Here is a 22,064-nt window from a genome sequence, read left to right as displayed (position 1 = left end):
CCGTCGGCCCGGTCAGGCCCCCAGCCGCCCCTCCAGCGGGAAGACCTTGGCGGGGTTCAGCATCCAGTCAGGGTCGAACACGGCCTTGACCCGCATCTGCTGCTCCAGGTCCGCCTGCCCGAACTGGAAGCGCATCAGGTCGCGCTTCTCGATGCCGACGCCGTGCTCGCCGGTGAGGCAGCCGCCGACCTCGACGCAGAGCTTGAGGATCTCGTCCCCGGCGGCTTCCGCCTTCTGCAGCTCGCCCGGCTTGTTGATGTCGAACAGGATCAGCGGGTGGAGGTTGCCGTCGCCCGCGTGGAAGACGTTGGCGACCCGCAGGCCGTGGCCGGCGCAGATCGCCCCGATGCGCTCCAGCACCGGTCCGAGCTGGCCGGTCGGGATGGTGCCGTCCATGCAGATGTAATCGGAGATGCGTCCGGTGGCGCCGAAGGCCGACTTGCGGCCCTTCCAGATCGCGGCGGATTCGGACTCCGAGCGGGAGACCCGCAGGCTGGTCGGCCGAAAATCCTTCGCGATGGCCTCGATCCGCGCAAGCATCGCGTCGCATTCCGCATCGGAGCCCTCGACCTCGATGATCAGCATCGCCTCGGCGTCGCGCGGATAGCCGGCCTTCGCGAAATCCTCGGTGATCAGGATCGCCTCGCGGTCCATGTACTCGATCGCCACCGGGATGATGCCGGCCGCGATGATCGCGGCGACGCAATCGCCCGCATCCTCGACCTTCGAGAAGCCGACGAGGACCGGCCGCGCGCCCTCTGCGGCGCGCAGGATCCGCACGGTCGCCTCGGTGACGATGCCGAGCTGGCCCTCGGACCCGCAGATCAGGCCCAGCAGATCGTAGCCCGGGCTGTCGAGGTGCTGGCCGCCGATCTCGACCACGGTGCCGTCGTTGAGCACCAGGGTGACGCCCATCAGGTTGTTGGTGGTCACCCCGTACTTGAGGCAATGCGCGCCGCCGGAATTCATCGCGATGTTGCCCGCGATGGTGCAGGCGAGCTGGCTCGACGGGTCGGGGGCGTAGAAGAAGCCCTCGTGCGCCACCGCGCCCGAGATCGCCAGGTTGGTGAGTCCGCTCTGCACCCGCGCGCTGCGGTTCTCGAAATCGAGGTCGAGGACCTGGGTCATCTTGCCGACGCCCAGGATGATCGCGTCGCCCTGCGCGATCGCCCCGCCCGCGAGCGAGGTCCCGGCGCCGCGCGGCACCACCCGGACGCCCTCGGCATGGCAATACGCCATCACCGCCGCGACCTCCGCGGTGGTCGAAGGCAGAACCACCGCGAGTGGCATCTGCCGGTAGGCGGTCAGTCCGTCCGTCTCGAAGGCCCGGCGCTCGTCCTCGCTGGTCACCAGGGCCTCCGGGGCCACCAGGGGCGCCAGGCCCGCCAGGATCGCATCGCGCCGGGCGAGGATTTTCGGGTCGGGCTCGGGAAAGCGGATGGTCATGGGGCTTGGGCCCTCGTTGCGTGGTGGCGTGCCGGGACCATGGACCCGCGCGGGCGCGGCTTCAACCGGCAGGGCTTCGACCGGGATGCGGCGCTCCGTCGTCCCGGCGTCACATTTCAACCACGACGGCTCCATAGCGTCGCCGGACACGCTTCGCCTCGCCCTCGCGGCGCCGGATCCGGTCGCCGGGTCCAGATCGGAAACGATGAACGCTCCCGCCTCCAGCGCCCTGCGCGACGACCTCTACGATTCGGCGTCCGCGAACCTCGCCAGCACCCGCGACGTCGGGATCCGCAGCCTGCAATTGGGGATCACCGCCCTGCAGGAGACCAGCGCGGCGTTCCAGGGCAGCCTCGGCGTGGCCTTCGAGGAGGCGGTGCAGACGATCCTCCAGAGCAAGGGCCGGGTCATCGTCAGCGGCATCGGCAAGAGCGGGCATATCGGCCGCAAGATCGCCGCGACGCTGGCCTCCACGGGCACCCACGCGTTCTTCGTCCACCCCACCGAGGCGAGCCACGGCGACCTCGGGATGATCGCCCGCGACGACGTGATCATCGCCCTGTCGTGGTCCGGGGAGACCGCGGAGCTGTCCGACCTCGTGGGCTTCAGCCGCCGCTTCTCGATCCCGCTGGTGGCCATCACCCGCAACGGCGCCAGCACCCTGGGCAAGGCCGCCGATGTGCTCCTGGAGCTGCCGCGGGTGCGCGAGGCCTGCCCGCACGATCTCGCCCCGACCTCCTCCAGCCTGATCCAGCTGGCGCTCGGCGACGCCCTGGCGGTGGCGCTCCTGGAGCGGCGCGGCTTCACCTCGGCCCGGTTCCACACCCTCCATCCCGGCGGCACCCTGGCGGCCCGCCTCAAGACCGTGCAGCAGGTCATGCACGGCCCCCAGGACATGCCGCTGGTGCACGAGACCGCCCTCATGTCCGAGGTGCTGATCGAGATCGCGGCGCGCCGCTACGGCTGCGTCGGCGTCACCGACGGGGCCGGGCGCCTGGTCGGTATCGTCACCGATGGCGATCTGCGCCGCCACATGGGGCCGGAGATCCTCGACACCCCGGTCTCGGCGATCATGACCCGGGAGCCGATCACCGTGGAGCCGCACAAGCTCGCCCAGGCCGCCCTGGAACTGATGAACCGCCGGCTGATCACCGCGGTGTTCGCGGTCGCGGACGGACGACCCGTGGGCATCGTCCACGTCCACGACCTCCTGCGCGCCGGCATCGCCTGACCGGCCGGAGATCGGCCGACTAGAAGGGGGATACACCCGTCCGCCGCCTCATCCTGAGGGACCCGCGTCAGAGCGGGCCTCGAAGGAGCCCGCCGGAAGTGGCTGTGATCTCTGGAGGGCTCCTTCGCGGCCTACGCTACGCTTCGGCGCCTCAGGATGAGATCGCGGATGGGAGTATCGAAGTCTCGACGGCCGAAGGGGCCGGCGCTCGAACACGATCTCACAACCGCGCCAGAAGCTCGGTCTTCTTGTCGGAAAATTCCCGCTCGGTGAGCACGCCCCTGGCGTGCAGCTCCGCCAGCCGCTCGATGGTCGCCAGCACGTCGCGTGACGGCTCCGGCGCGGCGGCCGAGACCGGCCGAGGCCGGGAGGCGGGCGGTTCGGGGGGATCGGCCTGACGGGGGGCCGCCGTCTCGGCCTCGATACGGCGCAGGCGGTCGAGGGCGACGACGCCCTGCGGCCCGGTGAAGTCGAGGCTGCCGTTCGCCTGCGATACCCCAGAGATGGCGTGCTCGCCGGTGTCGTAGACCGCGATGCCGGAACCCGACTCGACGGCGAGCCGCCGAGTCTCGGGGAAGTAAGCGTAGCGCATCCCGTTCTGCGAGCCGGCGCTGGCGGGGTGTCCGAGACCGGCGGGCCACCATGCGCCGCCGCCGCGCTGCGATTCGGGCGCCGCCTCCGTGAACCCGTCCGCCGGCAGCGCCCCAGCGAGTTCGGTGCAGAGGGCGTCGACCCGCGCCTTCAGGCCGTCGTCGAACATCCGGCCGACCATCACCATGCCGCCGGCGAACCACTGGCCCATCCCGCCGAGATCGGGATGGTCGAACTGCGCCATCGTCCCGTGGCCGCGCTCCAGCGCCCGCATCAGGTGGCGCACCGCGTCGAGGCTGATACCATGGCGCTCGGCCACGGCGCGCAGACCCGATGCCCGGCCGGACCGGCCTTCATCGGGGAACGCCGCGGCGTCGCCGTCGGACGGATCAGACGGCTTCCAGTCCGAAGGCTTCGGGTTCATGAGCCGGCTCCCGAATCGTCGAAGGGCGGACAGGATGCGCACAGGATTCCCGGCCCGTCTGGCAAAGGGCCGGCTCCGAGGCGGATATCCTGAGGCCCGCCCCGGCGTCGTTGCGATGCCCACACAATCCCCGGTCGTGCAACCCGGTTCCGGAGCGCCCTAATCCACCGCGTGCGGGAAGGCGCCCGCGATGACGAAGTCCGTGATCGGCCGGCGGCCGTTCGGCGCCTCGCGGGGCCGCTGTTCCTCGGTGAGGTCGGCCTCAGGCGTCTTGCGGCCCACCGCGAAGGCGGCCTCGATCCGGTGATTCTCGGGCAGGCGCAGGACCTCGGGGGCGCGGACATGGTCGAAGCCGGCCATGCCGTGGGCGTGCCAGCCCTGGTGGATCGCCTGGAGCTGGAACGCCAGCGATGCGCTGCCCGTATCGAAGGAGTGGCTGTAGGACGGCTTCAGCGCGTCGCCCACCTTCATGAGGCCGTTCGAGACCAGGAACAGGATCGCGCCGGTGCCCGAAACCCATTTCTGGTTGGCGGGCACGAGCAGGCCGAAGAACGTGTCCCAGTTCGCGTCGCCCCGGAGCGCGTAGAGGAAGCGCCAGGGTTGCGAATTGTACGCCGACGGCGACCAGCGCGCCGCCTCGATCATCCGCATCAGCTCGGATTCGGGCAGCGCCTCGCCCGTGAAGGCGCGGGGCGAGTTCCGCGCGACGAAGACCGGGTCGATGTCGTGGTCGGGCCGGCGGGGCGGGGGAAGGCTCAAGGGATCGTCTCCGCGAGGGGCACAGGCGCCCGGGCAAAGCCGAGCTTGCCCGAAACGCTTGGCCGATGGCAAACCCTCTGACCCTCACGCCACGCTGCGCTCGATCTCCTCCTCGTCGCAGATCACCCCGGCATTGCCCTCGAACTCGGCCGCGAGGTCCACGGGCGCGTGGACCGGGGCCGCGCTCGCCCGGTCGCGCGCGAAGGTCGCCAGGAACAGGCGCATGACGTGGCGCACGCCCGCGTCGTTGATGGTGCGCTGGTCCTCGTTGTAGTAGCGCCCGGCATTCACGTTGCTCGTGACGATGTCGTAGGCGGGGAAGTAGACCGCCCGCGGGTCGCCCCGGCCGACCACCTCGCCGGCCGCCACCCGCAGCACCGACTTGGAGTAGCTGTTCGACTCCATCACGTGCCGGTCCATGTAGGTCGCGATCATCGGCACCGGCGAGACCGTGAAGATCACCCGCGCCTTCGGGTTCACGCTCCAGAGCCGGTCGAGGAAGCCGTTGAGGTCGGCGAGCACCTCCGCCGCGCCCGCGTTGACGCATTCGTAGAGCTCCGGGTCGAAGGTGCCGCCCGCGACCCCGGGGGCCAGCGGCAGCGCGGCGCCGTCGGCCCGCCAGCGCCAGCCCTCGGTGAGGCCGAGCGTCAGCACGAACACGTCGAGGGTCTCGAACAGCCGGCGCACCTCGGCGAGATGCGCGTCCCGGGCGGCGACGACCTCGGCCTCGCTGGCGAATCCCGCCGGCTCGACGGTCGGGCGGAACGGGTCGACGTAGCGCCCGTCGTCGCGCAGCCACGCCTTCAGCTCCGGCTCGAACCGGCCGTAGGCCCGGTCGAACAGCTGCACGAACTGGCGCGTGTAGTAGAGGTTGCCGTACCGGGCCGAGAAGGTGCCGAACTGGCGGGCATTGGCCTCCTCGGCGCTCATGCCGGGGGGGGGCGGCTCGGTCAGGTAGTAGTTGAAGCCGGCACCGCGCACCGCCTCGGCCACCCGCTGCGCGAAGCAGGAGCCGCCGGTGGCGACCTTGTCGGTCGGCCCGATCACGAAGGTGTCCTTCGGGTGCGGATTGACCGCGAAGGGCGGCACGTTGGTCACGACCTTGCGCCAGAATCGCTCGGCCGGTAGACCCGTATACGGATTCAACGCCATCCTCGAACCCTCTTCTTCACGACGGCCACCGCCCTCGGGGGCGCCGAGCCGTTCGCTGACACCGGCACGCGACGTGGCCCTGAACGATCTGCCCCGGCGCGCCCGCAGCGCTTTTTCTCTGTCGACGTCCAGTTGGGCGCCCACCTGGGCGACACCATGGCGAAACCGCTCGCGCACCGCCGCGTCGCGCGACGGGCCCGCCATCGCGGTGCTGGGCAATTGCCAGGCGCGGGGCGTAGCCCAGGCGATGCGCCTGCTCGCGCCGCGCAGCGCCGTGCGCTACCTGCCCATGGGCTCGCTGAAGCGCGACCACGGCCATATCGACGGCTTGATCCGGACGCTGCGCTCCCACGATCACGTCTTCTCACAGGCATTTCCCGCCGGGCTGATCCCGGGCGGCGACATCGCCACCTTGCGGGAGGCCGATCCGCGGCTCAAGCTGTTCCCGTCGATCGTGTTCTCGGCCTTCCATCCGGACATGGTCTATGTCGGGCAAGCCTCGGACCTGGCGGCCCTGAAGCTCGCCCCCTCGCCGATGGGGCAGTACCATTCGGCGATCGCGCTCTGCGCCCACCGCCTCGGCCTCGATGCCGGCCGCACCGCCGGCCTGTTCCGCGAGGACGTGTTCCGGCGCCTGGGCTATCTCGACCACTGGGATCCCGCCGTGCACGAACTCGTCGGGGCCGCCTCCGCGTTAGGCTTCGGCCTGGATCGCGAGGTGACCCGCTGGGCGCGCCGGGGCGCTTTCATGCACGTGATGAACCACCCCAAGGCCTTCGTCATCGGCGACATCGCCCGGCGGCTGCTCCAGGAGGGCGGCTTGGCGCCCGAGCCCGTGGAGATCGAGGATTACCTCGGCGACGAGCTGGCCCAGGATGTGGTCTGGCCGATCTATCCGGCGATCGCCGAGCATTTCGGCCTGACCGGCTCGTTCCTGTTCAAGATGAAGCCACGGGGCGACGAATTCCCGAAGCTCTACGACCTGCCGGGCTTCATCGCGGCGAGTTTCGCGATCTACGATGCCACGCCCCGCGGCGACCTCGCCTGCCCGCGGGTGGAGGCCTGGCTCGCCGCGCCGGAGATCGTGGCTCTGTTCCGGGCCGGCTGAGACCGGGCGGCCTCAGCCCGCCGCGCAGAGGGGGGCGCTGAGAGACGCCTCGCCGAGGCCCTCGACCATCATCCGGACCAGCCGGTTCACCTCCTGCACCTGGAACGGCTTGCGCAGGAACAGGCTGCCGGGCACGCCGCGGCCCCCGCTCGCGTCGGTCGAGGTGTAGACCACCGGCCGGTCGGCGTGGATCGCCCGGAACGCGTGGGCCACCGTCCAGCCGTCGATCAGCCCGGGCAAATGGATGTCGGTGAGCAGCCAGTCGATCTCAGCCCCGCGCGCGCGCAGGAGCGTCAGCGCGGCCTCACCCGTGGAGGCCTCGATCACCCGGATGCCCTGCGTCTCGCACAGGCTCGCGATGATCTCGAGGAGCAGGTAGCTATCCTCGACGATGAGGACGCACTGGGCGCTGGGCATGGTCAAGGTCCAGTGATCGACCGGTCGAATCAACAACCGACAGGGTTGAGGAATTCTTAACGGCCCTGCCAGATCGGCGACGTTCGCCCGCGACAGGTCCTGTTGCATCGCCGCAACCTGCGGGCCGGAAATGGCCGCGCTTGCCCGATCGCCCCGCAGCCGCCGCATTCCGGGCGCGTCAGCAGCCGCCTGCGTGCGGCAGCGCACGCCGCCGACCGGCGCGGGCCGCCAGGCCTATTGCTCCAGGCGCTCCGTGGTGCCGGCTGGAACCGTCGCTTAACCATCCGCGCCTACGACGGCGCTCAGGACTACGCGGACCCGCCTCGAAGACCCGCAGCCGGCCTTCGGCACCGCTCGAGGAGTTGAACGAATCATGCCCCAGCGCCTTCGCGCCCACCCCTTGCGTACCGCCGCCCTCGGCCTCGCGCTCTGCGCCGCCCTCGGGCTCGGCGCCTGCAGCAACGACAAGGACCTCGCGGACGCCTCCGCGTTCGGAGCGGGTGCCGCGACCCCGGGCAGCGCGCAGGACTTCGTCGTCAATATCGGAGACCGGGTCTTCTTCGAATCGGATTCCACCGACCTGACGCCCACCGCGACCGCGACCCTCGACAAGCAGGCGGCGTGGCTGCAGCGCTACCCGCGCTACACGTTCATCATCGAGGGCCATGCCGACGAGCGCGGCACCCGCGAATACAATTTCTCGCTCGGCGCCCGGCGGGCCCAGGCGGTCAACGACTACCTGGCCACCCGGGGCATCGCGGGGAACCGGATGCGGACGGTCTCCTACGGCAAGGAGCGGCCGGTAGCGGTTTGCAACGACATCTCCTGCTGGTCCCAGAACCGCCGCGCCGTGATCGTCCTCGACCGCGGCGCCGGCGCGTAAGCCGCCCCGCGGCAGCGTCGGGAGGCGTGACCGATCCCCGCCCCCGTCGCGCCGCAGTTTTGCCGCGGATCGGCGCATCTGATAGGGCCTCGCGCTTCCACCGGACCGCAGCCGCATCATGCCCGCCCGTCTACGAACCCACCTCGCGCTCACGACGATTCTCGGCGCCGTCCTCCTCGGTCATCCGGCCGCCGCGCAGGACGCCTCGGAACTTGTGGTGCGCCTCGGGCGGATCGAGAACCAGTCCCGGCTCATGGCCGGGCAGATCGAGACCCTCCAGTACGAGAACCGGCAGCTGAAAGAGCAGCTGCGCAAGTTCCAGGAGGACGTCGAGTTTCGCCTGAACGAGGGCAAAGGCGGCGGCCGATCCGCCCCATCGGCCGCCCCGGCTCCCGCGGCCCCGTCCGGCGCCGTCAACGGCGGCAATCCGGGCGCCGGGCGCCCGGGCAAGCGCGGCGACGCCTTCGATCCGTCACAGGCCCCCGGGGCCCCCGGGGCGCCGATGCAGCTCGGCAGCACGCAGCCCTCCGCGCCCCTGCCGTCCCGCGAGGCCGCGGAGGCGGTCGAGGCTGCCCCCGCACGGCCGCAGGCGCTGCCCCGGGCCGCGATCGACGACGAGGATCCGGATGCCGAGGCGGCCGCCCCCGGCTACGATGAGCCGGTGGATCTGCGGCCTCCCGCCCGCACCGGAGCGATCCCGGCTCCGGCGGCCCGCCCCTCCGAGAGCGTGGCCGCCACACGGACCGGCGACCCGGCCGCGGATTACGACGCCGCGGTCGAGCTGTTCCGCGCCCGGCAATACGAGCAGGCCGAGATGGGCCTGCGCCAGTTCATCCAGTCGCACCCGCGCGACAACCGGGTCGCCGGGGCGACCTACTGGCTCGGCGAGAGCTACCTCGCCCGCGGCCGCAACCGTGAGGCCGCGGAGCAGTTCCTCAAGGTCTCCACCGACTATGCCCGCTCCGCCCAGGCCCCGGAGGCGATGCTGAAGCTCGGCGTCACGCTCAACGCGCTCGGCGCCCGCGAGCAGGCCTGCGCAACACTCGCCGAGCTGGACCGGAAATTCCCGAACGCAGGTACGGGCGTCCGCCAGGGCGTCACCCGCGAGCGGAAGCGCGCCCGCTGCGCCGCTTGAGCGAACCGGACGACCCGGTCCTCCGCGCCATCGCCCCCTGGCTCGACCGGTGCGCCCGCGCCGGGCGCGGCGTGCTGCTCGCCGTCTCCGGCGGGCCCGATTCGACCGCCCTGATGCACGCCGCCGCGGCCGTCGGCGCGGCGCCGGGCGCATCCGCGCAGGTCGCCATCCAGGTCGCCACCGTGGATCACGGCCTGCGTCCCGCATCCGCCGCGGAGGCGGAGGGCGTCGCACGCGCGGCCCGGGCGCTCCGCCTGCCGCACGCGGTCCTGTCCTGGGCGGGGCCGAAGCCCGGCACCGGCCTGCAGGATGCGGCCCGGGCGGCCCGCTACGCCCTGCTGGCCGCCCACGCGGAGAAGATCGGTGCCGGCCTCGTACTCACCGGGCATACCCTGGACGACCAGGCCGAGACCGTGCTGATGCGGCTCGCCGCCGGCAGTGGCCCTGCGGGGCTCGCCGGCATGCGCGTCGAGCGCCCGCTCGCCCCCGGCATCGCGCTCGGGCGGCCGTTCCTGAACCTGCCAAAGGCCGCCCTGGTGGCGTGGTGCGAGGCCAGGGGCATCCTGCACCTGCGCGATCCCGCCAATGCCGATCCGCGCTTCGCCCGCGCCCGCCTGCGGGCCGCCTGGCCGGTCCTTGAGCGGGAGGGCCTGAGCCCGCAGCGCCTCGCCCGCCTCGCCGAGCGCGCCGCCCGCGACGACGCCGCGCTCCGGATCGCGGCGGAGCAAGCCCTGGACGCGGCTCTGCTCCCGGGAGGACCGCCCCTGCGTCTCGACGGCGCCGCGCTCGCGGCCCTGCCGGAGGCGGTGGCCCTGCGCTGCCTCGACGGGGCCCTGACGCGGGCGGGCGCCGGGCCCCGCCGTCTGGAGCGCCTCGAGGCCCTAATCCTCGGGACCCTGCTGCCGGCCCTGCGCCGCCGGGAGGCGAGTCGACGCACGCTGGCGGGATTCCTGGTCGCGTCCGATGCCGCCGGCATCATCAGCCTCGCCCCCGCTCCCCCGCGCCGGCAAAAGGCGGCCGATGCTGCCCTCGCCGCAGGGGGGCTCGACTTACTTGGCAAGGGGGAGCCCCCTGCTTACATTGGCGAGGTGTGCACGGATGGACCGACAAAGCCGAGCGGCGCGTCCGTCTAGGGGGTCGCACGCACCAAGGATCGATCGATGAACCCGAATTTTCGCAACTTTGCCTTGTGGGTCGTCATCTTCCTGCTGGTGCTGGCCCTCGTCACCCTGTTCCAGAACCCGGGGCATCGGGGGGGCGGCAGCGAGATCGCCTACAGCCAGCTCCTCAACGATGCCGATGCCGGCAAGATCCAGACGGTGGTGATCTCCGGGCAGGACGTGTCCGGCACCTATGTCGGGGGCGGCAATTTCACGAGCTACGCGCCCAACGACCCGAGCCTGGTCTCCAAGCTCCAGGGTAAGGGCGTGCAGATCACCGCGCGCCCGCCTTCCGACAACACGCCCTGGTTCATCCAGCTTCTGGTGAGCTGGCTGCCGATTCTCGTCTTCATCGGCGCCTGGATCTTCCTGTCGCGCCAGATGCAGTCCGGCGCTGGCCGCGCCATGGGCTTCGGCAAGTCGAAGGCCAAGCTCCTGAACGAGGCCCACGGCCGCGTCTCCTTCGACGACGTCGCCGGCGTCGAAGAGGCCAAGGAGGACCTGCAGGAGATCGTGGAATTCCTCCGCGACCCCCAAAAATTCCAGCGCCTCGGCGGCCGGATCCCGCGCGGCGTGCTGCTCGTCGGCCCGCCCGGCACCGGCAAGACCCTGATCGCCCGCGCCGTGGCCGGCGAGGCCAACGTGCCGTTCTTCACCATCTCGGGCTCCGACTTCGTCGAGATGTTCGTGGGCGTCGGCGCGAGCCGCGTGCGCGACATGTTCGAGCAGGCCAAGAAGAACGCCCCCTGCATCATCTTCATCGACGAGATCGACGCGGTCGGCCGCCATCGCGGCGCCGGCCTCGGCGGCGGCAACGACGAGCGCGAGCAGACCCTGAACCAGCTCCTCGTGGAGATGGACGGGTTCGAGGCCAACGAAGGCGTCATCATCATCGCGGCGACGAACCGCCCGGACGTGCTCGACCCGGCCCTGCTGCGTCCCGGCCGGTTCGACCGCCAGATCATGGTGCCGAACCCGGACGTCACCGGCCGCGAGCGCATCCTGCGGGTCCACGTCCGCAAGGTGCCGCTGGCCCCCGACGTCGACCTGAAGACCATCGCGCGCGGCACTCCGGGCTTCTCGGGTGCCGACCTGATGAACCTGGTCAACGAATCCGCGCTCCTCGCCGCCCGTCGCGGAAAACGCATCGTCACGATGCACGAGTTCGAGGACGCCAAGGACAAGGTCATGATGGGCGCCGAGCGGCGTACATTGGTCATGACCGAGGACGAGAAGCGGCTCACCGCCTATCACGAGGGCGGCCACGCCATCGTCGCCCTCAACGTCCCGGCCACCGACCCGGTGCACAAGGCGACCATCATCCCCCGCGGCCGGGCGCTCGGCATGGTCATGCAGCTCCCTGAGCGCGACAAGCTCTCCATGAGCTTCGAGCAGATGACCTCGCGGCTGGCGATCATGATGGGCGGCCGCATCGCCGAGGAGATGACCTTCGGCCGTGACAAGGTGACTTCGGGCGCCCAGTCCGACATCGAGCAGGCGACCCGGCTGGCCAAGATGATGGTGACCCGCTGGGGCTTCTCGCCCGAGCTCGGCACCGTGGCCTATGGCGAGAACAACGACGAGGTCTTCCTCGGGATGTCGATGGGCCGGCAGCAATCGGTCTCCGAATCGACCGCCCAGAAGATCGACGCCGAGGTCCGCCGTCTCGTCGAGACCGGCCTGGAGGAGGCGCGCCGCATCCTCGCCGAGCACAAGGACGACCTGGAGGCGCTGGCCCAGGGGCTCCTCGAATACGAGACCCTCTCGGGCGAGGAGATCCGCAATCTCCTGAAGGGCCAGCCGCCCATCCGCGATGGCGGCGACGTGCCCCCGACGCCCGCCCGGGGCTCCTCGGTTCCCTCCGCGGGCCGCGGCCGGCCGAAGGAGAGCGATGGTGGCCTGGAGCCGCAGCCGCAGGCCTGAGGCTACGGGACGAGACGGGAAGGGCGCCGAGAGGCGCCCTTTTTCGTCGTGCGCCGTGCTCCGGGCCCTCTGCTTGACGGAGCGCGGACCGTCACGCCTTGGCGGCGTCGTTCCTTCTCCCCTCCGCACCCCTCGCATCCCGAGGGTGCCCGGAATGAGCGCCCTGAAATCTGAGCGGACACGACGGACCCCCTCTCTCCTCCACCGGCCGCGAGGAGGCAGGGTGAGAAGGCTCCGGAAGGGCATACCCCGCCATGCCTCGGCACCCGCATCTGCGAGGCGCCCTTCCGCAAGGTGGTCCCGGGCTTCCTGACCGCCCCGGGCGTCGCGCCGACGCTTCCGACGATCCTGTCGCCCGGGACCGTGGACCCGCCCCATTTCGAACGCCTTTGTCGGGGAGCACCCGATTCACCTTGCCGGCACCCGAGCAACCGGCGACCGCTCGAATCTGCTAAGTTCTGCCCGGTCACCGGAGACGTGATGGTGCGCAAGTATTTTGGAACCGATGGCATCCGGGGCCGAGCCAACGGGGTGATCACCCCCGAGCTCGCCCTCAAGGTCGGGCAGGCGGCCGGCTTGGTGTTCCAGCGCGGCGACCACCGCCACCGGGTGGTCATCGGCAAGGACACGCGCCTGTCGGGCTACATGATCGAGACCGCGCTGGTGGCGGGCTTCACCTCGGTGGGCATGGACGTGCTGCTGCTCGGCCCCGTGCCGACGCCCGCGGTGGCGATGCTGACCCGCTCCATGCGGGCCGATATCGGGGTGATGATCTCGGCCTCCCACAACGCGTACGAGGATAACGGCATCAAGCTGTTCGGGCCGGACGGTTTCAAGCTCAACGACGCGATCGAGCGCGAGATCGAGGGGCTGATCGACGCTGAGCTGCACACGCGGCTCGCGGGTTCGTCCGATCTCGGCCGGGCCAAGCGCATCGAGAGCGTGCACGCCCGCTACATCGAGTTCGCCAAGCGCACTCTGCCGCGGCATGTCACCCTGGATGGCCTGCGCGTGGTGGTCGACTGCGCCAACGGCGCGGCCTACCGGGTCGCCCCCGAGACCCTGTGGGAACTCGGCGCCGAGGTGATCGCCATCGGCACCGAGCCGGATGGCTTCAACATCAACCGGGATGTCGGCTCCACCGCCCCGGCGGCCCTGGTCGCCAAGGTGCGCGAGCGCCGGGCCGATATCGGGATCGCGCTGGACGGCGATGCCGACCGGGTGCTGATCGTCGACGAGAAGGGCCACGTGGTCGACGGCGACCAGCTCATGGCGGTGGTCGCGCGCTCCTGGCAGGAGGACGAGCGGCTTACCCAGCCCGGGCTCGTCGCCACGATCATGTCCAACCTCGGCCTGGAGCGCTATCTCGGCGGCCTTGGCCTGACGCTCGCCCGCACCGCCGTGGGAGACCGCTACGTCCTCGAGCACATGCGCGAGCACGGCTACAATCTCGGCGGCGAGCAGTCCGGGCACATCATCATGTCGGACTACACCACCACCGGGGACGGCCTGGTGGCGGCACTGCAGCTCCTGAGCGTGGTGCAGCGCCAGGGCCGGCCGGTGAGCGAAGTCTGCCACTGCTTCGACCCGCTGCCGCAGATCCTCAAGAACGTGCGCTACCGGACCGGCGAGCCCCTGCGCCAGGACAGCGTCGTGAGCGCGATCGCGCATGCCCGCGCGCGGCTGGGCAATGCCGGCCGCCTGGTGATCCGCCCCTCCGGCACCGAGCCGGTGATCCGCGTGATGGCCGAGGGCGACGACCGCGGCCTCGTCAACGCAGTGGTCGACGAGGTGGTCGAGGCGGTGACCAAGGCCGCGGCCTGAGGTTTTGCGCGGACAAGTTCGGGTTTCCAAAGGGCCTGCGGCCCTTTGGCGGGTTTCGGGGGCTCCGCCCTGCACCCGCATAAGGTCCCGGACCACTTGAAACCCTGATGCTCGACGCTCGATCGCAGGTCCTGCAGAACCGGCTTGTTCACGCCGGATCGTAGGCGGCGCGCAGGGCCGCAGACGCGGTCGTCCGCCATGCGGCCAGCAGGGCGGTGCGCAGGGGCTCCTCCTCGCAGAGATCGAGGTCGAGGTTGGTCCAGCCGCGCCGGCCCCAGGCCCCGTCCAGCGGCGTGAACAGGTCCGGCTCGGCTGCGCACAGGGCGGCCTGGTCCTCCGGGGCGAGGCGCAGCACCACCCGCGCCTCCTCGACCCACAGGGTCGCGAACACCCGGCCGCCGACGCGAAAATCGGGGTTGCCGCTATGGGCGCCCGCCACCGTCTCCGGCAGCATCAGCGCCAGGATGCGCACCTCGTCGGGCAGCACGCAATCTCAGCCCGGCTCGCCCGCGGGCGCCGCCGCGGGACACGCGATGATCGGATCGGCCATATTGCCTCTCGTCGCCCGATAAGTGACGTCCCCGCGATCGTGCGCAGGCGGCGCGGCCAAGACAAGCAAATCCTTCCCCGAGCGGCGCTTTCGCCAGTCCGCAACGACCTCGCAAGGCTAACATTTAACGTTAAGCCGGATTTAAGACGTTCCATCCATCCTTCACTTCGTAACCCGAGCCGGCACGCCACGCTTCCGGCACACGAGTCCAGTGAAGGAATTCTCATGGCCCGCTCCAAGCTGAATGCCTTGGTGCGTAGCCTGACGCTCGCGGCGAGCGTCGGCGCGCCCTGCCTCGCCGCGGCTGCGGACCTGCTGCCGCCGCCTCCGCCGCCGCCTCCGCCCCCCGAGATCGAGGTCGGCGGCGGCTGGTACCTGCGCGGCGACGTGGGCGCGAGCGTCTATACCCGCCCGAAATACAGCGAGGCCTACGATTACACCGGCTACCCGGACGCCAACCGCTCGTTCGGCAACGAGGTCGGCGGCGGCGGTTTCGCGGGCGTCGGCGTCGGCTATCAGTTCACCCCGTACTTCCGCGGTGACGTGACCGGTGAGTACCGCTACTCGACAGGCCTGCGCGGCAGCGAGTACTATAGGGGCCCCGACTACGACAACGGGCTCGGTTCCTACGGGACGAACAAGTCCAGCGGCAACTTCGATTCCGCGGTGGTGCTCGCCAACGCCTATTTCGATCTCGGCACCTGGTACGGCATCACGCCGTTCATCGGTGGCGGCGTCGGCTACGCCTTCAACCACATTTCGAGCTACTCGACCAACCAGCAGTTCACCAGCCCGAGCTACGCCTACGATTACTCCAATGCGGGCTGCGGCTGCATCCCGTACGCGCCCGTCTACGACGGGAACGGCAACCCGGTGTACAACACCAACAGCGGCAGCAAGTTCTACAAGGACAAGACCACCGGCAGCTTCGCCTGGGCGCTCCATGCCGGTCTCGCTTACAACGTGACCGACGCGCTGAAGATCGAGCTGGCCTACCGCTACCTCAACCTCGGCAAGGCCGAGACGGGCGCGGGCTTCGTGCCGTGCTGCACTGACACCCTGCGCCCGATCAAGATGAAGGACATCGAGGCGCACGACGTGAAGATCGGCCTGCGCTACTACCTCGGCGGCCTCGTCTCGGCGCCGCTGCCGCCGCTGATGCCGGAGCCGGTCCCCGGTCCGCTGGTGCGCAAGTACTGAGCGCTCACCCGACCTGACGTCACTGCCAAGCGATGACGGCGCGGATGCCCTCCGCGCCGTTTTTCGTTGCGGCGCGGCCACCCCGTGCGGCCCGATGTGCGACCGTGACCGCTAACGCCGCCGGACGATACGCACCAAGATCAGAATGACCGGATCGGGATCCCGGAATCACGATCTCGAAACGGACGATTAAGGTTACTGGTCTATCACCGTATCGAGGCTCGATCCGCCGTCCGTCTCTTCAGTCCCAGGACGAACCCGATGCGTACCGTCACCCTTCCGCTGCTGGCGGTTCTCGGTCTCTGCGGTGTCAACACCGCCCGGGCCGCCGATCTCGACTACGATTACCTGCGCGGTGCCGAGTACGACCCGGCCCCGGCCCCCGTGATCGACTGGAGCGGCGTGTATGTCGGCGGACACGGCGGGTATTCGTCCGCGGCGCTCGGCAGCAAGGGGGCGCTGCAGCCCCTGATCTACCGCGACTCCCACGACACGACGGGCGAGGCCAATTTCAACGCCTCCACCCTGCTCAATCCCCCGTCGAAGCGGGTCGGCGACGTCAGCTTCGGTGCCTTTGCGGGCTACAACGTCCAAATCGACGAGTTCGTCTTCGGCGTCGAGGGGGATTACACTTATTTCGGCCGGATGGGCGTATCGAGCGACGCGCTGAGTCTCATAAAGACCACCTCTGGAACCCTGGAAACCGTCAACCTGTCCGGATCCACGGCCACGCGCGTCAACGATTACGGCACGCTACGCGCCCGAGTGGGCTACGCGCTGGGCAATTTCCTGCCCTACGTGACCGGCGGCGTGGCGATCGGGCGGGCGCGTGTCGCGGATGCGACGAGCTACCAGAACTACGGATTCGACCTCAACGCCTACAACGCGACCCTTGCCGGCACATCGACCTACATCACCCGCTTCGGCTACGCGAGCTTCAACCCGAACGCACCCTACAACGGGACCCCGTTCACGCACCTCCAGACCCAGTCGAAGACCAAGGTCGTCGCCGGCGTGGCGGCGGGTGCCGGCATCGAATACGCGATCACGCCGAACATCCTCCTGCGCGCCGAGTATCAGTATGTCCTGTTCAACGGTTTCGACGGGCACAAGGTCAACCTGAACACCGTCCGCGCCGGCGCGGCCGTCAAGTTCTGATGCGCGTCCCGCGTCGCCTTCGTGCCCCGCGTCGGCGGGAGATGCCCATGCGAATCCACCGATCCGTCCGAATCGTCGTCCCCCTCCTGCTCGCCGGCCTCGCCCTGGCACCTGCCCCGTCCGCGGCGTGGCCTGGAGACGGGCCCGAGCCGCATGTGGTTCGGCATCGGATCCGGGTGCGGTCCGTACCCGTCCCGCTCGCGCCGCCCGTGATCGTCCGGGGCTACCTGCCGCGCAACCCCAACGTCCCGATGTACAACGAGCCGCCTAGGCGCGGACCCGCTTGGTGAACCGGCCTCAGCTCTCCAGTTCGCTGTCCCAATACAGGTAGTCGAGCCAGGTGTGGTGATACTGGCGGTGGTCGAACTCGGGTTGCCGGTGGTGCAGCTCGTAGCGGGTCGGCCGCCGCGGCTCGGTCATCAGCGGCATGTCGGCCTCCTGCGGGGTGCGGTTAGCCTTGCGCAGGTTGCAGGGCGAGCAGGCCGCCACGACGTTCTCCCAGCTCGACAGGCCGCCGCGGGAGCGCGGCACCACGTGGTCGAAGGTGAGGCCGCCGGAGGGCAGGCGCAGGCCACAATACTGGCAGCTGAAGCCGTCGCGCAGGTAGATGTTGTAGCGGGTGAAGGCCGGGCTGCGGGCCAGCGTCACGTAGTTCTTCAGCGCGACCACGCTGGGCACCCGCAACGCCCGCGAGGGCGAGCGTGCCTCGACGTCGTAGCTCGCTACCAGGGTGACGCGGTCGAGGAACAAGGCCGTGAAGGCGTCCTTCCACGACCACAGGGAGAGCGGATTGTACGAGAGCGGCCGATAATCCGCGTTGAGGACGAGGGTTTGGAGATCCATCATCGGCGCGACTCTTCGGACTATCTCTGACGCGTATAACGCGCGGGAACGCGCCGGCGCCCCGCCAGCCCGTCCGAATCGGCCATTGACCGATGCAGGATGGGCCGGCGGGCGGGGCGTCGGCTCGGCGGGAGAGGCGGAAGGAGCAACAGGGCGGCGGGCCGGCGCGCGGGGGCGCCGGTCGGGGCGGTAGCATCCGGAACGCGGCCGGGCCGGACCGGCGTCACCGCCGGCCGCGCCCTTTCGCGTGACGACGAAAAGGCCCTGTCCATAAGGCGTTCATCTAATCCCAGCGTGACACCCTTGTGAAGCTTTTCCCGCTGAGCCCCGGGGACGCACCCACGGCAGGGCCGGCGGTCCTCCGATCCGACCCACGCTGTGCGGGGGGCACGGTTTCGCCCCATTGCTCCGCCACAGAGCCCGGCCTCCCGACAGGCCCGCGCGACTCGCCCGAATCGCCGGTCCTTCCGATGCCGGATTCCGGCCGCGCGCCCGGCGCGCCCGACGAGAGGTCGCCCATGATCCGCACGCCAGCGTGCTCCCGGACGTCGAAGGCCGCGCCGCGCCCGTCCGCCGTGCTCGCCCTTCTCGCCGCGCTGATGCTCGGAATCCCGGCCGCCGCACCCCTGCCGGCCCGCGCCCAGGCCGCGGCGCCGGCGGGCAAGCCGGCCGAGACCAAGGCGTCGGATGCCAAGCCTTCCGACGCCAAGCCTTCCGACGCCAAGGCTTCGGATGCCAAGCCCGCGGCACCCAAGCCCGAGATGTCCGAGCAGCACAAGGCGGTCCGGGCCAAGCTCGATGCCGACAAGGCGGAACTCGACGCCCGCGAGAAGCAGCTGTCGCATACCGACCTGACCGCGGCTGACCTGACCGCCATCCGCGACAGCGCCGGCACCGTCACCGAGGACATCCGCGCGCTGATCACCCGGCTCGACGCGCCCTTGGAGGCCGCGCGCGAGCGGCTCGCCCAACTCGGGCCGAAGCCGAAGGACACCGAGGAGAGCGCCGACGTCGCCGAGCAGCGGGTGGAGCGCGAGGCCGCGGTGACCCGCATCGACGAGACCCAGCGCCTCGCCCGCTCCCTGCTGGTGCAGGGCGACCAAATCATCGACCGGGTCTCCAACCGCCGGCGCGAATCCTTCACCCGCGACCTGTTCCAGCGCTCCCAGCCGCTGGTCAGCCCGGCGCTCTGGGCCAAGGTGATGGCTGACGTGCCGCGGGATACCCGCTCGCTCCAGAGCGCCGTGTCGGATATCGGGCTGCTGTTCTCCCGCAACGGCAGCATCGGCAACCTGCTGTTCCTCGGGCTCGCCTTCGGCGTCTCGATCGCGCTGTATTTCGGGCGCCGCAACATCGCACCCCGGGCCGCCCGCCGGGACAGCGCCGTCATCGAGCCGTCGCGGCGCGCCACGCTGCTCGCGGCCTGGCGGGTGATCCTGCTCGGCACGGTGCCGGCGGTGGCCGGCTCCTATGCGGTCTACTATGCGCTCGACGCCACCGATCTCCTGCCGTCCCGACTCCTGCCGGTGGCCGCCGCGATCCTCGGCGGCCTCGCCTTCATCGCCTTCGTCGAGGCCCTCTGCGACGGGCTGCTCAGCCCGGACAAGCCCGCCTGGCGCCCGGCCCCTGTCAGCGACTCGGCGGCCACGCGCCTGACCCGGCTGGCGGTGGGCATCGCCACGGTGGCGACCGTGGTGAAGTCCGTGGAGGCGCTCAACTCCGGGATCTCGGCGGCCCTGCCGATCTCGATCGCCACCCGCGGCCTCGGCGCCGTGGCCACGGCCCTGATCCTCGCGGTCGGCCTCCACCGGTTCGCCGATACCGAGCAGGAGGAGGAGGCCTGCTTCGGCCCCTACGTGCCGACCAAGACCACCACGGGCATCGGCGGACCGGCCCGCCTGCTCGGCTGGGCCGCGGTGGCGCTGATCGGGCTCGGCGCGCTCGTGGGCTACGTCGCCTTCGCGGCCTTCCTGATCGACCAGCTGATCTGGGACGCGGGCGTCCTGGTCCTGCTCTACCTGCTGGTCCAGAGCGTCGACACCTTCGTCGGCCGGGCCCTCTGCGACGAGACGCGCCTCGCCACCACGCTCCAGGCCAATACCGGTTTGCGCAAGCGCTCGCTGACCCAGATCTCGGTCCTGGCGACCGGGGCCACCCGGGTGGTCCTGATCCTCTTGGCCGCGCTCCTCGCGCTGGCCCCTTGGGGGCTCGATTCCACCGACATCGTCTCGTCGATCCGGCAGGCCTTCTTCGGCTTCAAGGTCGGCGACGTCACGATCTCGCTCTCGAGCATCGCCTTCGGCGTCGGCATCCTGGTGCTGGGCGTCTTCGTCACTCGGGCGGTGCAGCGCTGGCTGGAGCTGACCTACCTGCCGGCCACCGACCTCGACGCCGGCCTGCGCAACTCCATCACGACGGTCGCGGGCTATTGCGGCTTCCTGCTCGCCCTGGCCCTGGCCTTCTCGTATCTCGGCCTGAGCCTGGAGAAGCTCACCATCGTGGCGGGCGCCCTCTCGGTCGGTATCGGTTTCGGCCTTCAGTCGATCGTCAACAACTTCGTCTCCGGTCTGCTGCTCCTGTGGGAGCGCCCGATCCGGGTGGGGGACCAGGTGGTGATCGGCGACCAGGAAGGCATCGTGAAGCGCATCTCGGTGCGCTCCACCGAGATCCAGACCTTCGACCGCTCGGCTGTGATCGTGCCGAACTCGAACCTGATCTCCGGGGTGGTCAAGAACCGGGTGCGCGGCGACCGCTCGGGCCGGGTCAGCATCACGGTGAGCGTCCTGCGCAACCAGGACCCGGTGCGGGCCGCCGAGATGATCGCCGGCTGCGCGCAGGACCATGCCGACGTGCTGAAGGACCCGGCGCCCCGGGTGGTGTTCAAGAAGATCGGCGACCCGTTCCTGGAATTCGAGCTGCTCGTCTGGATCGTCGACGTGAGCCTCGGCCTGAAGGTCCAGACCGACCTGAACTACGCGGTGTTCGCCACCCTGTCGCAGGCGGGCTTCATCCCGCCGCTCGGCCCCGGCTCCAGCATCGTGACGGTGCAGGGCTTCGACACGATGCAGGCCGCGATGGGGGAGATCGCGAGCCGGTTCGTGCGGCCCGTGCCGGAACCCGAGGAGGCCGGGCGCGGTCCCCGCGACCGCGGCCTAAGGAGCGCCGGCGGCTGACCGGCGCGGGCCGTAGTCGATCCGGACCGCGTTCCGCCCCCCATCCTTGGCGGCGTAGAGGGCCGCGTCCGCCCGGCTGAACAGCTCTGCCGGCGAACCGCCTCCCGGGGCGATCCCAACCGAGGCGCCGACCTGCATCGCGTGGCTGCGATGGACGATCGGCCGGCCCAGCACTGCGACGATGCGCCGGCCCAGCTCCACCAGTCCCCGCGGATCGGCCGGCGCCTGCAGGAGCACGGCGAACTCGTCCCCGCCGATCCGCGCCACGAGACTTGCGTGCCGGCAGACGGCCGCGAGCCGCGCGGCGGCGCGCCGGATGCACAGATCGCCCGCGGCGTGGCCGTGGGTGTCGTTGATCCGCTTGAAGTCGTCGAGATCGACCAGGATCAGCGCCCCCACCTGCGCGGGCCGTGCGAGGTAGGCTCCCGCGTGGAACCGCTCCTCGAAAGCGCGCCGGTTGGCCAGGCCGGTCAGCGGGTCCCGGTCGGCGCGCCGGGTCAGCTCGGCCAGCCGGGCGATCTCCTCGGTGACGTCCTGCTTCATCCCGGCGATCCGGGTCGGCCGGCCGCCCTCCGCCTCCACCGCCGCCGAGATCCGGATCCAGCGCCGGCGCCCCTGTGCGGTGACGATCTCGGAATCGAGCCGGAACGTCCCGCACCCGAGGATCGCCCGCTCCCGGATCGTCTCCAGAAGCCGCCTGGAGGCCGGTTCGTAGAGTTCAAGGATCCGCGCGCGGTGCAGCGGGGCGCCGGGCGGAATCCCGAACAGGCCGTGGACGCCGCCGGTCCAGTCGAGGGTCTGGTCGCTCAGGCGGCAGGTCCACAGGCCTGCTGCGGCGCCCAACGCCCGCTCCCGCCGCGACAGCAGCGCCTCCTGCTCGCGGATGATGGCTGCCCGCAGGGCGAGCTCGGCCGCAAGATGCGCGGCGCCCCCATCGTCGGCGATGTCCGCCCCATACCGGGTGCCGGATCGATTTCGGGCCGCATCCGGCATCGCAGGCTGTCGCTCAGTCGGCTGAATTGTGCTTTTTTAGACCAATACCACTTGAGGATCCCCTAACCTGCCGGGTGCGGAATCGGACAGCATC

General features: G+C 70.5%; 18 protein-coding genes. 10 read left to right on the top strand and 8 right to left on the bottom strand.

Annotated elements, in window-relative coordinates:
• Window positions 1-12: 12 nt before the first annotated feature.
• Window positions 13-1,446: an FAD-linked oxidase C-terminal domain-containing protein gene (locus tag Q8W67_RS10500; RefSeq protein WP_305544856.1), complete on the bottom strand. Its 1,434-nt coding sequence runs from the start codon at window positions 1,444-1,446 to the stop codon at window positions 13-15.
• Between the two features lie 205 nt (window positions 1,447-1,651).
• Here Q8W67_RS10500 and Q8W67_RS10495 point away from each other — a divergent pair, with 205 nt between their 5' ends.
• On the top strand, window positions 1,652-2,677 hold the full coding sequence (locus Q8W67_RS10495) for an SIS domain-containing protein (protein ID WP_305544853.1): 1,026 nt from the start codon (window positions 1,652-1,654) through the stop codon (window positions 2,675-2,677).
• A gap of 220 nt (window positions 2,678-2,897) precedes the next feature.
• Here the strand turns inward: Q8W67_RS10495 and Q8W67_RS10490 are convergent, their stop codons facing one another.
• From Q8W67_RS10490 to Q8W67_RS10480, 3 genes are all read right to left on the bottom strand, one after another.
• Window positions 2,898-3,692: an SHOCT domain-containing protein gene (locus tag Q8W67_RS10490; RefSeq protein ID WP_305544849.1), complete on the bottom strand. Its 795-nt coding sequence runs from the start codon at window positions 3,690-3,692 to the stop codon at window positions 2,898-2,900.
• A gap of 159 nt (window positions 3,693-3,851) precedes the next feature.
• Window positions 3,852-4,451 (bottom strand): nitroreductase family protein, encoded by a 600-nt coding sequence (locus Q8W67_RS10485; protein ID WP_305544846.1) that lies wholly within the window; start codon window positions 4,449-4,451, stop codon window positions 3,852-3,854.
• An 84-nt stretch (window positions 4,452-4,535) separates the two neighbouring features.
• Window positions 4,536-5,603: a GSCFA domain-containing protein gene (locus Q8W67_RS10480; RefSeq protein WP_305544844.1), complete on the bottom strand. Its 1,068-nt coding sequence runs from the start codon at window positions 5,601-5,603 to the stop codon at window positions 4,536-4,538.
• Between the two features lie 73 nt (window positions 5,604-5,676).
• Between Q8W67_RS10480 and Q8W67_RS10475 the strand changes: the two genes are divergently transcribed.
• Window positions 5,677-6,711, top strand: coding sequence for a WcbI family polysaccharide biosynthesis putative acetyltransferase (locus Q8W67_RS10475; RefSeq protein WP_305544842.1), 1,035 nt, complete (start codon window positions 5,677-5,679; stop codon window positions 6,709-6,711).
• Between the two features lie 12 nt (window positions 6,712-6,723).
• Here Q8W67_RS10475 and Q8W67_RS10470 read toward each other — a convergent pair whose 3' ends face one another.
• On the bottom strand, window positions 6,724-7,128 hold the full coding sequence (locus Q8W67_RS10470) for a response regulator (protein WP_305544839.1): 405 nt from the start codon (window positions 7,126-7,128) through the stop codon (window positions 6,724-6,726).
• Between the two features lie 373 nt (window positions 7,129-7,501).
• Here Q8W67_RS10470 and pal point away from each other — a divergent pair, with 373 nt between their 5' ends.
• From pal to glmM, 5 genes are all read left to right on the top strand, one after another.
• Complete coding sequence (gene pal / locus Q8W67_RS10465) at window positions 7,502-8,011, top strand: peptidoglycan-associated lipoprotein Pal (RefSeq protein WP_305544836.1); 510 nt, start codon at window positions 7,502-7,504, stop codon at window positions 8,009-8,011.
• A 118-nt stretch (window positions 8,012-8,129) separates the two neighbouring features.
• The gene (gene ybgF / locus Q8W67_RS10460) at window positions 8,130-9,146 is read left to right on the top strand and encodes a tol-pal system protein YbgF (protein WP_305544833.1); all 1,017 of its coding nucleotides are present in this window, start codon (window positions 8,130-8,132) and stop codon (window positions 9,144-9,146) included.
• Window positions 9,147-9,217: 71 nt separating this feature from the next.
• Window positions 9,218-10,279, top strand: a complete 1,062-nt coding sequence (gene tilS / locus Q8W67_RS10455) for a tRNA lysidine(34) synthetase TilS (protein ID WP_305545082.1) — start codon at window positions 9,218-9,220, stop codon at window positions 10,277-10,279.
• A 27-nt stretch (window positions 10,280-10,306) separates the two neighbouring features.
• Complete coding sequence (ftsH, locus tag Q8W67_RS10450) at window positions 10,307-12,229, top strand: ATP-dependent zinc metalloprotease FtsH (RefSeq protein WP_305544831.1); 1,923 nt, start codon at window positions 10,307-10,309, stop codon at window positions 12,227-12,229.
• A gap of 483 nt (window positions 12,230-12,712) precedes the next feature.
• A complete protein-coding gene (gene glmM / locus Q8W67_RS10445) occupies window positions 12,713-14,053 on the top strand; it encodes a phosphoglucosamine mutase (protein WP_305545079.1) in 1,341 nt (446 codons plus the stop codon).
• Window positions 14,054-14,201: 148 nt separating this feature from the next.
• Here glmM and Q8W67_RS10440 read toward each other — a convergent pair whose 3' ends face one another.
• A complete protein-coding gene (locus tag Q8W67_RS10440) occupies window positions 14,202-14,540 on the bottom strand; it encodes an MmcQ/YjbR family DNA-binding protein (RefSeq protein WP_305544828.1) in 339 nt (112 codons plus the stop codon).
• Between the two features lie 288 nt (window positions 14,541-14,828).
• On the opposite strand from Q8W67_RS10440, the gene Q8W67_RS10435 reads away from it, so the two are divergent.
• Both Q8W67_RS10435 and Q8W67_RS10430 read left to right on the top strand, forming a co-directional pair.
• The gene (locus tag Q8W67_RS10435; RefSeq protein ID WP_305544825.1) at window positions 14,829-15,803 is read left to right on the top strand and encodes an outer membrane protein; all 975 of its coding nucleotides are present in this window, start codon (window positions 14,829-14,831) and stop codon (window positions 15,801-15,803) included.
• Window positions 15,804-16,064: 261 nt separating this feature from the next.
• The gene (locus tag Q8W67_RS10430; protein ID WP_305544822.1) at window positions 16,065-16,961 is read left to right on the top strand and encodes an outer membrane protein; all 897 of its coding nucleotides are present in this window, start codon (window positions 16,065-16,067) and stop codon (window positions 16,959-16,961) included.
• A gap of 297 nt (window positions 16,962-17,258) precedes the next feature.
• On the opposite strand, the gene Q8W67_RS10425 is transcribed toward Q8W67_RS10430, so the two are convergent.
• Entirely contained in the window at window positions 17,259-17,807 is a 549-nt protein-coding gene (locus Q8W67_RS10425) for an HNH endonuclease (RefSeq protein ID WP_305544820.1), read from the bottom strand.
• A 515-nt stretch (window positions 17,808-18,322) separates the two neighbouring features.
• Here Q8W67_RS10425 and Q8W67_RS10420 point away from each other — a divergent pair.
• Window positions 18,323-20,977, top strand: coding sequence for a DUF3772 domain-containing protein (locus tag Q8W67_RS10420; RefSeq protein WP_305544815.1), 2,655 nt, complete (start codon window positions 18,323-18,325; stop codon window positions 20,975-20,977).
• On the opposite strand, the gene Q8W67_RS10415 is transcribed toward Q8W67_RS10420, so the two are convergent.
• The gene (locus Q8W67_RS10415) at window positions 20,957-21,970 is read right to left on the bottom strand and encodes a GGDEF domain-containing protein (protein ID WP_305544813.1); all 1,014 of its coding nucleotides are present in this window, start codon (window positions 21,968-21,970) and stop codon (window positions 20,957-20,959) included. The genes Q8W67_RS10420 and Q8W67_RS10415 overlap by 21 nt on opposite strands.
• Window positions 21,971-22,064 lie beyond the last annotated feature (94 nt).

Source organism: Methylobacterium sp. NEAU K, assembly GCF_030700285.1.
Taxonomy (GTDB): Bacteria; Pseudomonadota; Alphaproteobacteria; order Rhizobiales; family Beijerinckiaceae; genus Methylobacterium.
This window is presented reverse-complemented; position numbering and strand designations above follow the sequence as displayed.